This window comes from Bacillus sp. BACIII (genome assembly GCF_057836745.1).
In genome coordinates this window covers 5001-22500 of sequence record NZ_CM174437.1, presented here as the reverse complement: position 1 = coordinate 22500, position 17500 = coordinate 5001, and the positions used below count along the sequence as shown (strand labels likewise).

Below are 17500 nucleotides of genomic sequence, written 5' to 3'. Positions count from 1 at the left end.
CGCTACACGTGGAATTCCACTCTCCTCTTCTGCACTCAAGTTCCCCAGTTTCCAATGACCCTCCCCGGTTGAGCCGGGGGCTTTCACATCAGACTTAAGAAACCGCCTGCGAGCCCTTTACGCCCAATAATTCCGGACAACGCTTGCCACCTACGTATTACCGCGGCTGCTGGCACGTAGTTAGCCGTGGCTTTCTGGTTAGGTACCGTCAAGGTGCCGCCCTATTTGAACGGCACTTGTTCTTCCCTAACAACAGAGCTTTACGATCCGAAAACCTTCATCACTCACGCGGCGTTGCTCCGTCAGACTTTCGTCCATTGCGGAAGATTCCCTACTGCTGCCTCCCGTAGGAGTCTGGGCCGTGTCTCAGTCCCAGTGTGGCCGATCACCCTCTCAGGTCGGCTACGCATCGTCGCCTTGGTGAGCCGTTACCTCACCAACTAGCTAATGCGCCGCGGGTCCATCTGTAAGTGGTAGCCGAAGCCACCTTTTATGTTTGAACCATGCGGTTCAAACAAGCATCCGGTATTAGCCCCGGTTTCCCGGAGTTATCCCAGTCTTACAGGCAGGTTACCCACGTGTTACTCACCCGTCCGCCGCTAACATCAGGGAGCAAGCTCCCATCTGTCCGCTCGACTTGCATGTATTAGGCACGCCGCCAGCGTTCGTCCTGAGCCAGGATCAAACTCTCCGATAAATGGATCACAGACTAAGTTCACTGCATCCTGCAGTAACGTCTGTGTGATCTGCATCGTGCAGACCTTAGTTTGACTGACTACGCACATCGCTGTGCGATTTATTTAAAACTTTGAATTAACAGGTACGTTTTGTCTTGTTTAGTTTTCAAAGAACTTTTTCGACTTCTCTCGAAGCGACTTAATTATTGTAACACATAATTATCATTGCCGTCAATAACTTTTTTGAATTTCTTTTTCGAAAATCCGTTTTGTCATCAGCGACGTATATTAGAATACCACCCTTAATTCATCATGTCAACAATAAACGACAAATTAAATGATGAAGCGTTTAATGACGATTAAAGCCGCAATGCCGGGTATTCCTAAAATCCCGCTGATGCCGGTTGTGATCAGATTAACAGGTATATGAATGCCTAGACTCCCGCCGAATAAATTCACACCTGCCAGAAGAATCGCTCCGGCAATAAACTTAACGGCAGTCACACCAATCCATCTTAACGGCTTTGAAGATACTCCCCATAATAAAAGCAAAGCAACCAGACCGACAATCAAACCGATAATAAAAAAAGGCTCCATGAATCTTCCCCCTCGCTTGTTTAGTACAAGCTTATGAGAAGACCCCGGAGAATAGACCTCTTACTTCCATCTGCTCATTTTTAAATTCCGCTGCTTCGCTTCTTTCAAATAAAAAAAGTATTTAGATTCAGCGACTTTCAACTCAAACAGCACCTCAGCTGAGGGCTCAAGACTTTTATCGACCAGACTCTTCTGTCTGTTCCATTCTTCCTTTTGTTTAAAGAGCTGTTCAATCAGTTTGTCGTCAAACTCTTTTCTTAATGTATTTCTGCGAAGAAAACCCATGCCTCGCCATTTCCTCCCTTACAATTCACGTCTTCCTTCAAGAGCTTTTGAAAGAGTGACCTCATCAGCATATTCCAAATCACCGCCGACGGGCAGACCGTGGGCAATACGGGAGAGCTTGATGCCTGAGGGCTTTAACAGCCTCGATATATACATCGCTGTTGCTTCCCCTTCAATATTAGGGTTGGTTGCGAGGATAACTTCTGTCACTTGATCATCCTGAAGGCGCTTCAGCAGTTCCGGAATCTTAATATCCTCCGGGCCGATGCCGTCCATCGGAGAAATTGCGCCGTGAAGAACATGATACTGGCCGTTATATTCCTTCATCTTCTCCATTGCAATAACATCCTTAGGGTCCTGCACTACACAAATGACAGATCTATCTCTTCTTGTATCCTCGCATATATAACAAGGGTCCTGATCTGTAATATGTCCGCAGATCGAGCAATATGTCAGATTCCGCTTCGCATTGACGAGCGCCTTAGCAAAATCCAATACTGTGTCTTCTTTCATACCTAGAACAAAAAAAGCCAGACGAACCGCTGTTTTCGGTCCGATCCCTGGCAATTTCATAAAGCTGTCAATCAGCTTTGATATTGGTTCAGGATACTGCATGTTTATTTATCCCCCTAGAATAAACCCGGTATGTTCATTCCTTTTGTAAATTGTCCCATTGTCTCATTCGTCATGTCATCGACTTTCTTGAGGGCGTCGTTTGTCGCAGCAAGAACCAGGTCCTGAAGCATTTCGATATCTTCCGGATCAACGACTTCTTCTTTAATCGCAACATCTACAACTTCTTTTTGGCCGTTGACTTTTACAGTTACCATTCCGCCGCCCGCTGTGCCTTCAAGCACTTTTTCAGCAAGCTCCTCTTGAGCCTTCGCCATATCTTTTTGCATTTTTTGCATTTGTTTCATCATTTTTTGCATGTTTCCCATTCCGCCACGCATATTCAATCACTCTCTTTCATCTTATTAGTCTTTTATTTCGATTAAATCCGCTCCGACAAGTTTTTTCGCCTCTGCAATCAGCGGATCTTCTTCAGCCGGTTCGTTTGATCCTTCACTTTCCTGCTGATGATCATTTAAAAATTCTTCTCTTATTTTACCCCATTGTGCTTCCGGAACGCCAATCAAATCCATTCTTTTCCCGAGCATTGATTCGAGAATCTGTTCAAGATTTGTACGGACTCCGTTATTGTCTTCAGCAACCATTTTACAATGGATTTCGTATTTAAATTTAAGCACAAACGCCTTCTGGGCAGCGGCCACCGGTTCACTGTCATTCAAAAGAGCCGCATGAGACACTTTATTCTGCTGTTTCAGGTGTGCCAGCAGCTTGCCCCAGCTGCTTTTAAGCTGTTCAAGGTCAGGCCTTGTGGCTTCCTTCAATATTTCATGAATTCTTCCGGCCGGGGCTTTGTAATGGCTTTTTCCGCCTTTTTGAGGACGCGGGGCTTCTTTCGGAGCACTTTCCGCCTGAACTTTCACCCCGGAAGTCTTCAGTCTTTCCACTTCCTGCTCAAGCTGCTGGATCTTATTCATCAGCATGCCGACCTCTGGGATATCTGCGGCGGCTTGCTGTGCCGTCTGGCATATTTTCACGACAGCCACTTCAAAAAAGATTCTCGGGTGGTTCGTCCACTTCATTTCCTGATGGCTTTTATTCAGGATGTCAATCATCTCATATAAAGCGGGAGCCGGTATTTCACCGCTCAGATTCCGGAACGTTTCATCGACCTTCACCTTCTCCAGGACTCCTTCTAAACCGGGAGCAGCCTGGTACAAGAGCATATCTCTGAAATAAAAGATCATATCTTCAATCAGTTTGGCCGCATCTTTCCCCTGCTGGAGCAGTTCATTCAGTGTTTCCAATGCCTCGGAAACCTGTTTACGGTGAAGAGCAGATGCCAGTTTTCCAATATAGTGCTGGGAAACGGCTCCGGTAATAAGCAGTGCATCATCCACCGACAGCTCCTCGCCGCTGAATGATACGGCTTGATCGAGCAGGCTCAGCGCGTCCCTCATTCCACCGTCTGCGGCGCTCGCTATGATATCAAGGGCGCCATCTTCCACCTTCAGCTGCTCTGCATCGACGATTGTCTTCATTCGTCCGACAATTGCTTTGGATGTAATCCGTTTGAAGTCAAAACGCTGACATCTGGAGATAATGGTTAAAGGAATCTTATGAGGCTCAGTCGTAGCTAATATGAAAATGCAATGTGCCGGCGGTTCTTCCAGCGTTTTCAAAAGCGCATTGAATGCGCCGATAGAGAGCATATGCACCTCATCTATAATATATACCTTGTAGGTAACGGCCGACGGGGCGAATTTTACTTTGTCGCGGATGTCGCGGATTTCGTCTACACCGTTATTCGACGCCGCATCTATTTCGATCACATCTGATATAGAGCCGTTTGTGATCCCCTTGCACGCCGCGCATTCATTGCACGGTTCTTCTACAGGGGCGTGCTCACAGTTGACTGCTTTCGCAAATATTTTAGCTGCACTGGTTTTCCCCGTTCCCCGTGGTCCAGAAAACAGATAGGCATGAGAAAATTTCTTTTGCAAAAGGGCATTTTGCAGCGTTTTCGTAATGTGTTCCTGTCCGACCACATCTTCAAACTGCTGAGGCCTAAATACTCGATATAAAGCTTGGTAACCCACAGGATGCGCCCTCCTCTGTTATTCATCATGTTTATTATACATGAACGGGCTTTTAACGCCAAAACCCGTTTTTCATACACGAAAAAACTCACCTGTCATAAACAGGTGAGTCTGAAATTTGATGATTGATTTACCGTGCACCTTCTGTCGATTCGCTACCCTAAGCGTTACTTAAGCAGTTAGCTCGGCCCAGGCAACCCTGCGGCACATGAGAGGTTTCACTTAATGCTGCTTCCTTCCGGACCTGACATGGTTCATGAATTCCCATTGCGCAGGACCCAGACGTCAACGCCACTTACTTAAGGCAGACCTTACAGTAAACGAACCTCGAGAAGGGATTCGGCCCCGCTAGAGCGGATTGCGGGTACAGGGCACCGCTACCTCCCCGCTTAGCACGGCAAAATAAATATCAAATTTTGATATGCGCACCATTTATGATGCACACATAAGTATATCTGCTTCAGGCAGAAAATGCAACCGTACTACTCAGACAACTTTTTCCTCATGTCTTTCTTTTGCCGGCGAAGCTTTCTGAAAAAAGCGCTGAGCATTTCTCCGCACTCTTCTTCAAGCACTCCGCTCACCACTTCCGCTTGGTGGTTGAACCGTTCTTCCTGAAGAAGGTTCATGAGCGTTCCTGCACAGCCTCCCTTGGGGTCAAATGCGCCGAACACGACCTTATCGACTCTGGAAAGCACGACGGCTCCCGCGCACATCGGGCACGGCTCTAAAGTGACATAAAGAACGGCGTCTTCAAGTCTCCATGTTCCCAGCTTGCGGCATGCTTCGTCTATCGCCAGCATTTCCGCGTGGGCCAGCGACCGCTGTTCGGTCTCCCGCAGATTATGCGCCCGCGCCACGATCTCATCATGCAGAACAAGGACGGCCCCGATCGGCACTTCGCCTTTCGCTTCTGCTTTTTTCGCTTCTTTTATGGCTTCTCTCATATAATATTCATCATTCATCGGTTCAAGCTCTCTTCTTAAGTTTTTTCATGTCTCATAAAGGTTAAAATAGGAATACCCCAGCAGAAAGGAGTTGCCGGCATTGTCTGAACCTAACAACACAGCCCTTCTCATTGTCGATATGATTAACAATTTTCAATTTGATATGGGCGAACGTCTTGCTGAAAAAACCAAACAAATCGTCCCCCGTATTTTATCATTAAAGAAGCATGCAAAACAAAACAACTGGCCGATTATTTATATTAATGACCATTACGGGCTTTGGAAGGCGGATATTGATGCCATCAGGGAGGAATGCAGCAATGACAGAAGCGCATCCATAATAGAAGATATCTCGCCTCATCCGGATGATTATTTTCTCATTAAACCGAAGCATTCCGCTTTTTATGAAACGGCGCTTCATACTCTTCTGACCGAGCTGCAAGTGAACCGATTAATGATTACGGGGATTGCCGGGAATATTTGTGTACTGTTCACGGCTAACGACGCTTATATGAGAGAATACAGCATTACCATCCCGAAAGACTGCACCGCTTCCAATAGCGACGAAGACAATGATTTCGCCTTGACGATGATGGAGAATGTTCTCTTCGCAGAAATAACCACGGAAAAACAAATTATCGACGAAAAATAAACATGATCGGCCTCCTTTTTTCATACATTTGATAGCGGATATGAAAGGAGGCGTTTTTCATTCAGATCTATGTAGTGAAACGGGGCGACACGCTTTCCGCTATTGCGGCGCGCTACCGGACGACCGCAAATGTCATTGCGGAAGCAAATAAACTGCCTAATCCCAATACACTGGTTGTCGGACAAACTCTTGTCATTCCGATTGAGGGTCAATATTACGAAGTGAAACAAGGCGATACTCTTGCGGCAATCGCCGGCCGTTTTCATATATCGGCCGCGGAGCTTGCGAGAGTGAACGGAATTCAGCTCAGCACTCCATTGCGAAGCGGGACCCGCCTTTACATTCCGCCGCAGACAAATAAGCCCCATATCGAATCAAATGCACATATAGAACCGCGGGGAACGAGCGTAAGCGCTAATCTGCAGCAGGCGGCAAGAGAGGCCTCACCTTATTTAACATACCTCGGCGTATTCAGTTTTCAAGTGCAGCGGAACGGGACTTTAAAGGAACCGCCGCTCACCAATTTAAAAAGCATCAGTGACAGGCACAACACCACACTGATGATGATCATCACCAACCTTGAAAATGACGCATTCAGCGATGATCTCGGGCGGCTCATATTGAATGATAATACCGTGAAAACAAAACTCTTTCAGGAAATCGTCTCCACGGCTAGAAAGCACGGCTTTCGCGATATTCATTTTGATTTCGAATATCTACGTCCTCAGGACAGAGAAGCCTACAATCGTTTTTTACGTGAAGCGAGGACGATTTTTCACCGTCAAGGCTGGAAGATTTCAACGGCGCTTGCTCCGAAAACGAGCGCGACCCAGGCCGGCAAATGGTATGAAGCACATGACTATAGGGCACATGGAGAAATCGTCGATTTTGTCGTCATCATGACATATGAGTGGGGATACAGCGGGGGCCCGCCTCAGGCCGTATCACCAATCGGCCCTGTAAGGAATGTCATTGAGTACGCGCTGACAGAAATGCCTGCTTCAAAAATTGTCATGGGCCAGAATATGTACGGCTATGATTGGACACTGCCTTTCAAACAGGGAACGACAGCGAAAGCCGTCAGTCCTCAGCAGGCAATCGCTCTGGCAGCACGCTATAAAGTTGACATTCAATATGACGAAACCGCCCAGGCTCCATTCTTTCGATACACGGATGAAAATCAGAAACGGCATGAAGTATGGTTTGAAGACGCACGATCCATTCAAGCGAAATTCAATTTAATTAAAGAACTTCATTTAAGAGGAATCAGCTATTGGAAACTCGGCCTCTCCTTCCCGCAAAACTGGCTTTTGCTCGGAGATCAATTTCATATTGTGAAAGAGACGTTTCGTTAATTGGAAGCGTCTTTTTTCATGGGCTTTTCTGAGAGTGTGATACAATATAAAGGCCGGCAGATGACGGATGTTTGCAGAATTAAGGAGGATTTTCAATGAACAGAGCCCCTTTTATCGCGGTAGAAGGTCCTATCGGGGCGGGAAAAACGACACTCGCTTCTATGCTTTCTGAAGAGCTCGGTTTTCCTATGATTAATGAGATTGTGGAAGACAACCCTTATCTTGATAAGTTCTATGATAATATCGAGGAGTGGAGTTTCCAGCTTGAAATGTTTTTTCTCTGTCACAGGTATAAACAGCTTGAAGATACAGATCGTGATTACTTAAAACAAGGACAGCCCGTTTTGTCCGATTATCATATTTATAAAAACGTTATTTTCGCAGAGCGCACATTGCACGGACAAAAGCTTGAGAAATATAAGCAGATTTATCATCTGCTCACTCACGACTTGCCGAAACCGAATGTTATTGTATACATAAAGGCAAGCCTGCCGACATTGCTTCAACGCATTGAAAAACGAGGGCGCCCGTTTGAGAAAAACATCGAGCATCAATATCTGGAACGTCTCATTGCAGATTATGACACAGCCATCAGACTGCTTCAGGAAGAAGATCCGGATATCTCTGTACTGACCATTGACGGTGATACCGAAGACTTTGTTTTGAATAAGACAGACTATGAAAGAATTGCCCGTCAGGTAAAGGAGCTTATTAAATGAAAGACATTCATATTCCAAACAACGCCATTATAACAGTAGCGGGAACGGTAGGAGTCGGAAAATCGACTTTAACCAAGGCTTTAGCAAAACGGCTCGGATTTAATACCTCGCTTGAAGAAGTGGATGAAAACCCTTATTTAGAGAAGTTTTATCATGATTTTGAGCGCTGGAGCTTTCACTTGCAAATTTATTTTCTGGCTGAGCGGTTCAAGGAGCAGAAAAACATCTTTGAATCAGGCGGCGGATTCGTGCAGGACCGTTCGATTTATGAAGATACAGGCATATTCGCAAAAATGCATGCCGATAAAGGAACCATGTCGCTGACAGATTACAAAACATACACAAGCCTTTTCGAAGCGATGGTCATGACGCCATACTTCCCGCACCCTGATGTTTTGATCTATTTAGAAGGTGATCTTGAAAACATTATAGACCGGATTGAAAAGCGCGGCCGCGATATGGAGCTGCAGACAAACCGTTCCTATTGGGAAGAGATGTATAAACGGTACGAAGACTGGATCAGCGGTTTTAACGCCTGCCCTGTGCTGAAAGTGCGCATTGAAGATTATGACCTTGAAACTGACGAACAGTCACTGGAACCATTGATCGAAAAAATCAGCCGCGTGATCAACGAAAACAGAAATAAGTAAAAATAAGAAAGCGATTTTCCCCGAACAGAGAAAATCGCTTTTTTTTGCATATAAAAAATCCGCTGCATCAGATGCAGCGGACAAAACAATCTCCAATATATGCTCGAGTTTCATTAGGTTTAAAATCAATATGGCGGAGGAAGAGGGATTCGAACCCCCGCGGGCTTTGACACCCCTGTCGGTTTTCAAGACCGATCCCTTCAGCCAGACTTGGGTATTCCTCCGTATCGACATTTAATAATATACCACATGACTTATTTTTCAGTCAAGCGCTTTTTTCATATTTTTTATTTCTTTTCTTAAACAGCTTGTCCGTCAGCTTTACTATCATACAAAAGACTCGTATCCAAAATCAACCGCTTTCTGTTATACGGGCAGGAAAATACAGTGAAAACCAAGAATACATTCAAATAGATAACCTGTTCATAAAGGTGGAGAACACAATGAAAGTCATAATCGCACCGGATTCTTTTAAAGAGAGCATGACAGCAAAAGAAGCTGCCGACAGCATCGAAAAAGGATTCAAATCAGTCTTCCCTGACGCGGAATATATCAAGATACCCGCGGCCGACGGCGGAGAAGGAACCGTTCAGGCTTTAACGGATGCCACCGGCGGGAGAATCATTAATAAAACAGTGACCGGTCCGCTGGGAACCTCGGTAAACGCCGCATACGGACTTCTGGGAAACGGACGCACGGCAGTCATTGAAATGGCAGAAGCATCGGGACTTCATCTCATCCCCCGTCATCTCAGAGATCCGTTGAACACTACAACAAGAGGAACGGGTGAACTGATAGCAGATGCAGCTTCCCGCGGGGTGAGTGAAATCATCATCGGTCTTGGCGGGAGCGCAACCAATGACGGCGGGACCGGGATGGCGAGCGCGCTCGGTGTGCGTTTCTTAAATGAGGAAGGTCAGGAGATACCTGACGGCGGAGGCTCGCTGCAAACCCTGGCTTCTATCGATATAAGCCGCCTCTCCCCTGATCTGAAACATATTCGTATCCGTGCCGCATGCGATGTCGAAAATCCTCTGACCGGAGAAAACGGCGCATCATATGTCTTTGGCCCGCAAAAAGGGGCGTCAGAGAAGACAAAAGTTGTATTGGATCGCAATTTGCGCCATTTCGCTGATGTATTGAGACGGCAGCACGATATTGAAGCAGATACCGTAAAAGGCGCGGGTGCCGCAGGAGGTTTAGGCGCAGGGCTGATCGCCTTCTTACAAGCAGAACTTCAAAGCGGGATTGACGTTGTATTAGATACACTGTCCTTTTCAGATCAGATAAAAGGCGCTGACCTTATCATCACCGGAGAGGGGCAGATTGACGGACAAACAATATTCGGCAAAACCCCCGCCGGGATCGCCGCACGTGCAGCTGCTCAAAAAATTCCCGTTATCGCGTTGGCGGGTTCCTTGGGAAAAGATTTTGAACATGTATACAACGGAGGCATAACAGCTGTATTTTCTATCGTGCCGGGCGCTGTAAGTCTTGAAGACGCCTTAGCGTCAGGACGTTTTAACCTTGAAAGCACAGCTCGGAATATCGCCGCTTTATACCAAACAGCAAAAAAGGCGCGCCTCTAGGGCGCACCTTTTTATGGTTTGATGACTTCTTTATTTCCCATATAAGGACGAAGCACTTTCGGAATGACAACACTTCCGTCTTCCTGCTGGTAGTTTTCCAAGATGGCAGCTACTGTTCTGCCGACTGCCAGACCGGAACCGTTTAATGTATGCACATGCTCCGGCTTGCCTTTCGCTTCGCGTCTGAATCGAATGTTTGCGCGTCTCGCCTGGAAGGCCTCAAAGTTGCTGCAAGAAGAAATTTCACGATATGTGTCTTGGCTTGGAATCCATACTTCAATATCGTACTTTTTCGCAGCTGTAAAGCCGAGATCTCCGGTACACATGCTCATGACACGATACGGCAGTTCTAGCAGCTGAAGCACCCGTTCAGCTTGATTTGTTAATTTTTCAAGCTCCTCATAAGAATCTTCCGGCTTCACGAATTTCACAAGCTCAACCTTGTTGAATTGATGCTGGCGGATCAAACCGCGTGTATCACGGCCGGCAGATCCCGCTTCTGAACGGAAGCAGGCGCTGAATGCGGCATAATTAATCGGGAGGTCCTCGCCGGATAAGATTTCATCGCGGTGCATATTTGTGATCGGCACTTCCGCCGTCGGAATTAAGAAATAATCCTCTTCCCTGATTTTAAAAGCATCCTCTTCAAATTTAGGAAGCTGTCCCGTCCCTGTCATGCTCGTACGGTTTACCATATAAGGAGGAATGACTTCAGTGTAATCATACTCATCAACGTGAAGATCCAGCATAAAGTTGTAGAGCGCGCGTTCGAGACGGGCCCCTAGTCCTTTATAAAACACAAACCGGCTTCCCGTTACTTTTGAAGCGCGTTCGAAATCAAGGATGTTCAAGCGGTCAGCGATATCCCAATGCGGTTTCGGCTCATATGCAAATGCCGGCGCCTCTCCCCACTTGCGGATTTCAATGTTATCATCTTCCGTTTCCCCTACAGGCACTGAATCGTGCGGGATGTTCGGAATAGACAGAAGGATGGTTTCGAGCGTGGTTTCCACCGTGCGAAGCTCTTCATCAAGCTTCTTAATTTCTTCGCCTGCTTCACGCATCTCTTTAATAATATGATCAGCGTCTTTTTTCTCCCGTTTCAAAACGGCGACCTGCTGAGATACTTCGTTGCGTTTCCCCTTCAGTTCTTCTACTTTGCCGATAAGTTCTCTTCTTTTTTTATCAAGCTCTTCAAACTTGTCAAAGTCAGATAAGTCTTCGCCTTTAGGAATGAGCTTCGCTTTTACTTCTTGAAAATTGGCTCTCAGGACCTTCGTATCAATCATACTTAACAACTCCTATCTGTTTTATCGAAAATAAAAAAGAGCCCTCATCCCCTAAAAGGGACGAGAGCTCTCGCGTTGCCACCCTGATTGAAAACAAGCTTACACTTGCTTCCCGCTTTAACACATAACGGTTTTCCCGTAAATGCCTACTTGTTTTCAGCATTTCGCTCAAGGACGGATTCGGACAGCATCTTCCACCGATTCGCACCACCCATCGGCTCTCTTTGAAAGAGAGGCTTCCTACTGCTTCCTGTCAACGCTTTTCGATCTTTATTTGTGTTTATAATGTACTATAAGTATCATCGGTTTTCAACTGTTTTATACAGCTGTTTCCCGCTTATACTTTTCCGCCATCTTCACAAACAGCTCTGTCACCCGGTGGTCATCCGTCAGTTCAGGATGGAACGAGCAGCCGAGCAAATGCCCCTGCTTTGCAGCCACGATGCGTCCGTTATGCTCACAAAGCACTTCAACATCTTCTCCGGCTTCTAAAATGTGCGGCGCACGAATAAATACACCCGTAAACGGCTCATCAATGCCTTTAATCCTCAGGTCAGCTTCAAAGCTGTCGACCTGACGGCCAAAGGAATTACGCTCGACAACCACATTTAACAGCCCTAAATGAGCATGATCGGTTCCCGCAATCTCTTTGGCTAAAATAATCAGACCGGCGCATGTGCCGAACATCGGCTTGCCTTGAGCGGCAAACTCGCGAAGCGGCTCCATAAAATGATACGTATCCATTAAACGCCGCATCGTCGTGCTTTCTCCGCCCGGCAGGATTAAGCCGTCGATGTCATTCAGCTGTTCAGGACGCTTAATGACAACACCTTTTGAACCACATGCTTCAATTGAACGAATATGTTCTCTTACTGCTCCTTGAAGTCCAAGTACACCAATTGTTAACATGCTTCCAGCTCTCCTATGGTTTTACCAGCCGCGTTCTTGCATACGCTGTTCCGGCAATAGATTTGAGATTTCGATTCCTTTCATCGCTGTTCCCAATTCTTTAGAAAGCTCAGCGATCAGTTTGTAATCTGTGTAGTGAGTCGTTGCTTCCACAATTGCTTTGGCGAATTTAGCAGGGTTGTCTGATTTAAAAATACCTGAACCGACAAATACGCCGTCAGCGCCCAGCTGCATCATCAATGCCGCATCAGCAGGCGTCGCCACTCCGCCGGCAGCAAAGTTGACAACAGGCAATTTGCCGTCACGTTTGATTTGAAGAAGCAGCTCATAGGGAGCACCGAGGTTTTTCGCTTCAGTCATCAGCTCATCATCGCTCATCGCCGCAACTTTGCGCACTTGCGCGTTTACTTTTCTCATATGACGGACAGCTTCCACAATGTTTCCTGTTCCCGGTTCGCCTTTTGTACGAAGCATGGAGGCTCCTTCAGCGATACGGCGCGTTGCTTCGCCGAGATCACGGCATCCGCATACGAACGGAACAGTATATTCATTTTTATTTAAATGAAATTCTTCGTCAGCAGGAGTCAGAACTTCACTTTCATCAATATAATCTACTCCCATTGCTTCAAGGACACGCGCTTCAACGATATGTCCGATACGCGCTTTTGCCATTACGGGAATGGATACAGCATTCATTACTTCTTCAACGATCGTCGGGTCAGCCATGCGGGCTACACCGCCGGCAGCACGAATATCAGCCGGAACTCGTTCTAACGCCATTACGGCAACAGCTCCCGCCTCTTCCGCAATCTTCGCTTGTTCAGCATTTACAACGTCCATGATGACGCCGCCTTTTTGCATTTCCGCCATTCCGCGTTTTACACGGTCAGTACCTGTTTGAGCCATTATTTGGTCCCCCTAGTCAATGTATAGTTAGATAATGTCTATCTCTTATTGTATCCCAGAAATACAATATTTCATATGGATATTCTTATTTTACAGTGTGACGGAAGAGATAGATATCATTTTTTACTAACAATTTGGTTTTTTCAGTATATTAAGCAAAAGAGCCCTAACTTTCATCAGAGCTCTTTCTTATTTCTTAAAACCAGCCTGTTACCGTATCAACGGCGCTGTTCCAGATTCCGGAGAAGAAACCGCCGATGCCGCGCATCATCTGAACAAACCAGTTTGCTTTATCTACATCATTTTTCGTTACAAGATTCACGCTGAACTCTTTGGATTTGAGGAAGCCGTAGTCTTTGTCACTGCCTTTGTATGTAACTTTCAGCGTTCCGACTTTCGTCCCTTTTTTCACAGGAGCCGTGATTTCTTTTTTATCTAAGGTCACTTCGGCTTTATAGTTCTTTTCATCCCCGCTTTTCACAGGAATAGAAAGCGCCTTATCAGTCACAATATCGACTTGCTTGTCTTTCCCTTTGTCAACGTCAATCGTTTTGTGCCCTTTTACTTGAGAGCCTTCAGGGTAAAGGTCTTTCATTGAGAAATTGCTGTTAAATGCGTAATCGAGCATTTTTTTCGTTTCATCAAATCGTCCGGTATGCAGGTTGCCTTTTGCGTTTAACACAACGGTGATGACCCGCATTCCGTTCCGCTGTGCGGTGCTTGTAAAACAAGATCCCGCAGAATCAGTAGAACCCGTTTTTAACCCGTCAACGCCGGGATATTCAGAAACAAGGCCTTTTAACATGAAGTTCCAGTTCGGCATGTCCATTTCATCATCAGTGCCGGCTCTGAATTTCGTCTTAGCGATGCTTGTTGTTTTCAGAACTTCCGGATAATCAGTGATCAGGCGGTCTGCAAGAAGCGCCATGTCTTTAGCAGAAACTTCACTCTCTTCTTTAACGCCTTCTCCTTGCGGCTGTTTGCCGTGAAGGTCTTCATTCACAAGCCCGGTGGCATTTTTAAAATCATAGTTTGTCATGCCTAATTCTTTGGCTTTCGCATTCATTTCAGCGACAAATTTCGTTTCAGTTCCGGCAAGAATTTCAGCAACAGCGATCGCGGCTCCGTTAGCAGAGTAAATCGCCATGGCTTGATACAGTTCTTTGACTGTGTATTTGCCGTCTTTCCGAAGAGGGACGTTTGATAAACTGTTGTCTTGAGAAATTTCATAGACATAATCATCAGGAGTATACGTTTGATCCCATTTCACTTTTCCTTCTTTAATGGCTTCCAGAAGCAGATATTCAGTCATCATTTTTGTCATGCTGGCAATCGGCAGTCTTTTGTCTGCATTTTTACTGTATAAAATTTTTCCCGATGAAGCCTCAATCATTATCGCAGCTGAAGCATTGACATCAACCGGGTCATTGCCGGCTGCCTCCGCTTTAGACATTGGAACAAAGCAAGTTGCGGCCAGTGCCAGTACCACTAATGACACTAACAGCTGTTTCCATTTCGTGATGTTCAATCTTACGACCTCCGTCATTCATTTTAAATCTATAATTAAGCCGTTAAGGACATATTCAAATTCAAAACACAACAGTATAAATTTTATCACACTCGATATAAAAAAAATAGACAGAGTCAGCGACCCTGTCAAATGTTTTTTATTTGTAACAATTATGAGATTGTGTAGTTTGGTGATTCTTTCGTAATTTGGACATCATGCGGATGGCTTTCGCGAAGACCGGCACCTGTCATACGGATGAATTGAGCCTCTTCTCTTAAAGCGCGCAAGTCTTTTGAACCGCAGTATCCCATGCCTGAACGAAGACCGCCGACAAGCTGATACACTGTTTCTTCTACAGGACCTTTGTACGGAGTCCTTCCTTCGATACCTTCAGGGACGAATTTCTTATTTTCTTCTTGGAAATATCGGTCTTTACTGCCTTTTTCCATGGCAGCGACAGAACCCATACCGCGGTACACTTTAAATCTTCTGCCTTGATAGATTTCAGTCTCTCCCGGGCTTTCTGAAGTACCGGCAAGCAGGCTTCCGAGCATTACGGCATGTCCGCCGGATGCCAATGCTTTCGTAATATCACCGGAGAATTTAATACCGCCGTCCGCGATAATTGTTGCGCCGTGTTTTCTTGCTTCAGTGGCACAATCATAAATGGCAGTGATTTGCGGTACGCCTACACCTGCAACGACGCGTGTCGTACAGATGGAACCAGGTCCGATTCCCACTTTTACAATGTTTGCTCCGGCTTCAATCAAAGCCTTTGTCGCTTCAGCCGTTGCCACATTTCCTGCGATAATGTTCAGTTCAGGATATGTTTCACGAATTTTCGCAACTGTGTTCAGTACGCCTCTGGAATGTCCATGAGCCGTATCGACCACAATCACGTCGACATTCGCTTCAACAAGCTTGCTGACGCGTGTCATTGTATCGCCTGTCACGCCTACCGCAGCGCCGACAATAAGGCGTCCGTGTTCATCTTTAGATGAATTCGGGAATTCGATAACCTTTTCAATATCTTTGATCGTGATAAGACCTTTTAATTTATTTTGGTCATCCACTAATGGAAGTTTTTCAATTTTATGTTTCTGTAAGATTTTTTCTGCTTCGTCTAATGTGGTGCCTACAGGAGCCGTAACCAGCTCTTCTTTTGTCATGACATCACTGATTTTCATTGAATAATCAGAGATAAAGCGAAGATCACGGTTTGTAATGATACCGACAAGCTTTTGATCGTCTTTATTATCTACGATCGGAACACCGGAAATTCTGTATTTCCCCATCAAATGCTCCGCATCGAATACTTGATGATCAGGTGTTAAAAAGAAGGGATTTGTAATAACGCCCCGTTCAGAACGTTTGACTTTGTCAACATGTTCAGCCTGCTGTTCGATGGACATGTTTTTATGGATAATGCCCAAGCCGCCCTGTCTGGCCATCGCAATCGCCATAGCTGATTCTGTTACTGTATCCATTCCTGCACTGATGACAGGAATATTAAGCTTTAACGTTTTTGTCAGTTCAACAGATAAATCCACATCACGCGGAAGTACGTCTGATTGAGCCGGTACGAGCAGTACATCATCGAACGTTAAGCCTTCTTTTGAAAATTTACTTTCCCACATTAGTAAATCCCCCTCTTTTCGGCAAAATATTATATGTAGATTATCAACTAGAAAACGGCATGTCAAGGAAGCGAAGAAGAGTTGAAATATTTAGATAAAGGAAAGGGTTTAAAAATACACATGAGAGACCTTGAGTGGAAAGAGTTGTCATTATTTTATTCCGTAGAATCCTCCCAGAAATTCCTAAATAGAGTCTATACAGAAAGAGGAATGGAAGAACCAAAACGATATGCGTTTAAAAACAGTGAACGTTTCATATTTTTTATCAAACACGCCGAGTCCTTTTATAAACAGGCATCTCTGTCCCCTTTAGAAATTAAGCCTATTCTGTTGTTTTACGGGATGTCACAATTGCTGAAAGCCTGTCTTCTGACTACAGATCCAAGCTATCCGAGTCACGCCTCAGTACTCGCACATGGCGTGACTGCCCGGAAACGCAAAAAGCAAAATTACAGTTTTAGGGATGATGAAGTGAAGGTGCAGCGCAATGGCTTATGTATTCATGTCATGAATCACTTATTCGGAATAGCGGGTCTTGAGGAAGAACGGTATACAATGAAAAAACTGCTGACAGCCATTCCCGAATTGCACACTGTATTTCATTTTCAAGAGAAAAAGAATTGGCTGACGAAAGTAGAGCTGAAAGATGACCTTGTTTTAGTTCCTGAACATACGGTGATTCAGTACAATATGTCTGACTCCCGCTTTGCAGAATATATCAGTCATCATTTGAATTGGTCTTTTGTCAGGAAAAGCCATAACCATTTGGTTTTTGAGGCTGATCCGCTAGATACTGAACCTTGGTCTTCGCCAAACTTAGCGTTTCACTTAGAGAGAAATCAATATTATCTTCCCTCTCAGCGTGATCAGTTCCTGCATCTTCCCGAAATGATTATTCATTATTTGGTCCTGTACAATATCGGGATGATTGCGAGATATGAAACGGAATGGTGGTATGAACTGCTGACACAGCATGTCAGCGATGATTATGTATTGATCCGGCGGTTCTTAGAGGTCACAGAACGTAAATTTCCTTATTACATTTCTAATTTCCTCAAGCAATACTTATAAACAAAAAAGGCAGCTCAAGATGAGCTGCCTTTACCGTT

Annotated in this window: 17 protein-coding genes, 1 tRNA gene, 1 rRNA gene, 1 other RNA gene and 1 other annotated feature (1 of these 21 running past the window's edge); of the genes, 6 read left to right on the top strand and 14 right to left on the bottom strand. The window is 45.4% G+C overall.

Annotated elements, in window-relative coordinates:
- From ACXN9U_RS00125 to tadA, 8 genes are all read right to left on the bottom strand, one after another.
- Positions 1–697, bottom strand: a 16S ribosomal RNA gene (locus ACXN9U_RS00125) (it extends 853 nt beyond the left edge of the window).
- A gap of 313 nt (positions 698–1010) precedes the next feature.
- Complete coding sequence (locus tag ACXN9U_RS00120) at positions 1011–1274, bottom strand: pro-sigmaK processing inhibitor BofA family protein (protein WP_016937294.1); 264 nt, start codon at positions 1272–1274, stop codon at positions 1011–1013.
- A 60-nt stretch (positions 1275–1334) separates the two neighbouring features.
- On the bottom strand, positions 1335–1559 hold the full coding sequence (locus ACXN9U_RS00115) for a YaaL family protein (RefSeq protein WP_016937295.1): 225 nt from the start codon (positions 1557–1559) through the stop codon (positions 1335–1337).
- 18 nt (positions 1560–1577) lie between these two features.
- Positions 1578–2174, bottom strand: coding sequence for a recombination protein RecR (gene recR, locus ACXN9U_RS00110; protein ID WP_016937296.1), 597 nt, complete (start codon positions 2172–2174; stop codon positions 1578–1580).
- A 14-nt stretch (positions 2175–2188) separates the two neighbouring features.
- Positions 2189–2512 carry a YbaB/EbfC family nucleoid-associated protein gene (locus ACXN9U_RS00105; protein ID WP_003150700.1) on the bottom strand — a complete coding sequence of 108 codons (324 nt, stop codon included), beginning with the start codon at positions 2510–2512 and terminating at the stop codon, positions 2189–2191.
- Positions 2513–2536: 24 nt separating this feature from the next.
- Entirely contained in the window at positions 2537–4228 is a 1692-nt protein-coding gene (dnaX, locus tag ACXN9U_RS00100; RefSeq protein ID WP_489202052.1) for a DNA polymerase III subunit gamma/tau, read from the bottom strand.
- Positions 4229–4361: 133 nt separating this feature from the next.
- Positions 4362–4626, bottom strand: an RNA gene (gene ffs, locus ACXN9U_RS00095) — signal recognition particle sRNA large type.
- Positions 4627–4710: 84 nt separating this feature from the next.
- Positions 4711–5193 carry a tRNA adenosine(34) deaminase TadA gene (gene tadA / locus ACXN9U_RS00090; protein WP_060963783.1) on the bottom strand — a complete coding sequence of 161 codons (483 nt, stop codon included), beginning with the start codon at positions 5191–5193 and terminating at the stop codon, positions 4711–4713.
- Between the two features lie 82 nt (positions 5194–5275).
- Between tadA and ACXN9U_RS00085 the strand changes: the two genes are divergently transcribed.
- The 4 genes from ACXN9U_RS00085 to dck all read left to right on the top strand — a co-directional run bounded on the left by ACXN9U_RS00085 (position 5276) and on the right by dck (position 8551).
- Positions 5276–5827: a cysteine hydrolase family protein gene (locus tag ACXN9U_RS00085; protein ID WP_016937299.1), complete on the top strand. Its 552-nt coding sequence runs from the start codon at positions 5276–5278 to the stop codon at positions 5825–5827.
- A 65-nt stretch (positions 5828–5892) separates the two neighbouring features.
- On the top strand, positions 5893–7182 hold the full coding sequence (locus ACXN9U_RS00080) for a glycoside hydrolase family 18 protein (protein ID WP_201025264.1): 1290 nt from the start codon (positions 5893–5895) through the stop codon (positions 7180–7182).
- A gap of 95 nt (positions 7183–7277) precedes the next feature.
- Positions 7278–7901 carry a deoxynucleoside kinase gene (locus ACXN9U_RS00075; RefSeq protein ID WP_060963785.1) on the top strand — a complete coding sequence of 208 codons (624 nt, stop codon included), beginning with the start codon at positions 7278–7280 and terminating at the stop codon, positions 7899–7901.
- Positions 7898–8551: a deoxyadenosine/deoxycytidine kinase gene (gene dck, locus ACXN9U_RS00070; protein WP_060963786.1), complete on the top strand. Its 654-nt coding sequence runs from the start codon at positions 7898–7900 to the stop codon at positions 8549–8551. Before ACXN9U_RS00075 ends, dck begins: the two co-directional genes overlap by 4 nt.
- Positions 8552–8682: 131 nt before the next feature.
- Here dck and ACXN9U_RS00065 read toward each other — a convergent pair.
- Positions 8683–8775: transfer RNA gene (locus ACXN9U_RS00065), tRNA-Ser, on the bottom strand.
- Positions 8776–8994: 219 nt separating this feature from the next.
- Here ACXN9U_RS00065 and ACXN9U_RS00060 point away from each other — a divergent pair.
- Positions 8995–10140: a glycerate kinase gene (locus tag ACXN9U_RS00060; RefSeq protein WP_101605589.1), complete on the top strand. Its 1146-nt coding sequence runs from the start codon at positions 8995–8997 to the stop codon at positions 10138–10140.
- Between the two features lie 11 nt (positions 10141–10151).
- On the opposite strand, the gene serS is transcribed toward ACXN9U_RS00060, so the two are convergent.
- From serS to guaB, 5 genes are all read right to left on the bottom strand, one after another.
- The gene (gene serS, locus ACXN9U_RS00055) at positions 10152–11429 is read right to left on the bottom strand and encodes a serine--tRNA ligase (RefSeq protein ID WP_060963787.1); all 1278 of its coding nucleotides are present in this window, start codon (positions 11427–11429) and stop codon (positions 10152–10154) included.
- A gap of 53 nt (positions 11430–11482) precedes the next feature.
- Positions 11483–11695: a binding site (T-box leader), on the bottom strand.
- A 52-nt stretch (positions 11696–11747) separates the two neighbouring features.
- Complete coding sequence (pdxT, locus tag ACXN9U_RS00050) at positions 11748–12338, bottom strand: pyridoxal 5'-phosphate synthase glutaminase subunit PdxT (protein ID WP_060963788.1); 591 nt, start codon at positions 12336–12338, stop codon at positions 11748–11750.
- Between the two features lie 21 nt (positions 12339–12359).
- The gene (gene pdxS / locus ACXN9U_RS00045) at positions 12360–13244 is read right to left on the bottom strand and encodes a pyridoxal 5'-phosphate synthase lyase subunit PdxS (protein WP_016937306.1); all 885 of its coding nucleotides are present in this window, start codon (positions 13242–13244) and stop codon (positions 12360–12362) included.
- A 196-nt stretch (positions 13245–13440) separates the two neighbouring features.
- Positions 13441–14772 carry a D-alanyl-D-alanine carboxypeptidase gene (dacA, locus tag ACXN9U_RS00040; RefSeq protein WP_016937307.1) on the bottom strand — a complete coding sequence of 444 codons (1332 nt, stop codon included), beginning with the start codon at positions 14770–14772 and terminating at the stop codon, positions 13441–13443.
- A 152-nt stretch (positions 14773–14924) separates the two neighbouring features.
- The gene (guaB, locus tag ACXN9U_RS00035) at positions 14925–16391 is read right to left on the bottom strand and encodes an IMP dehydrogenase (RefSeq protein ID WP_003150717.1); all 1467 of its coding nucleotides are present in this window, start codon (positions 16389–16391) and stop codon (positions 14925–14927) included.
- A 120-nt stretch (positions 16392–16511) separates the two neighbouring features.
- Here guaB and ACXN9U_RS00030 point away from each other — a divergent pair, with 120 nt between their 5' ends.
- Positions 16512–17462 (top strand): YaaC family protein, encoded by a 951-nt coding sequence (locus ACXN9U_RS00030; RefSeq protein WP_060965086.1) that lies wholly within the window; start codon positions 16512–16514, stop codon positions 17460–17462.
- Positions 17463–17500: the final 38 nt, after the last annotated feature.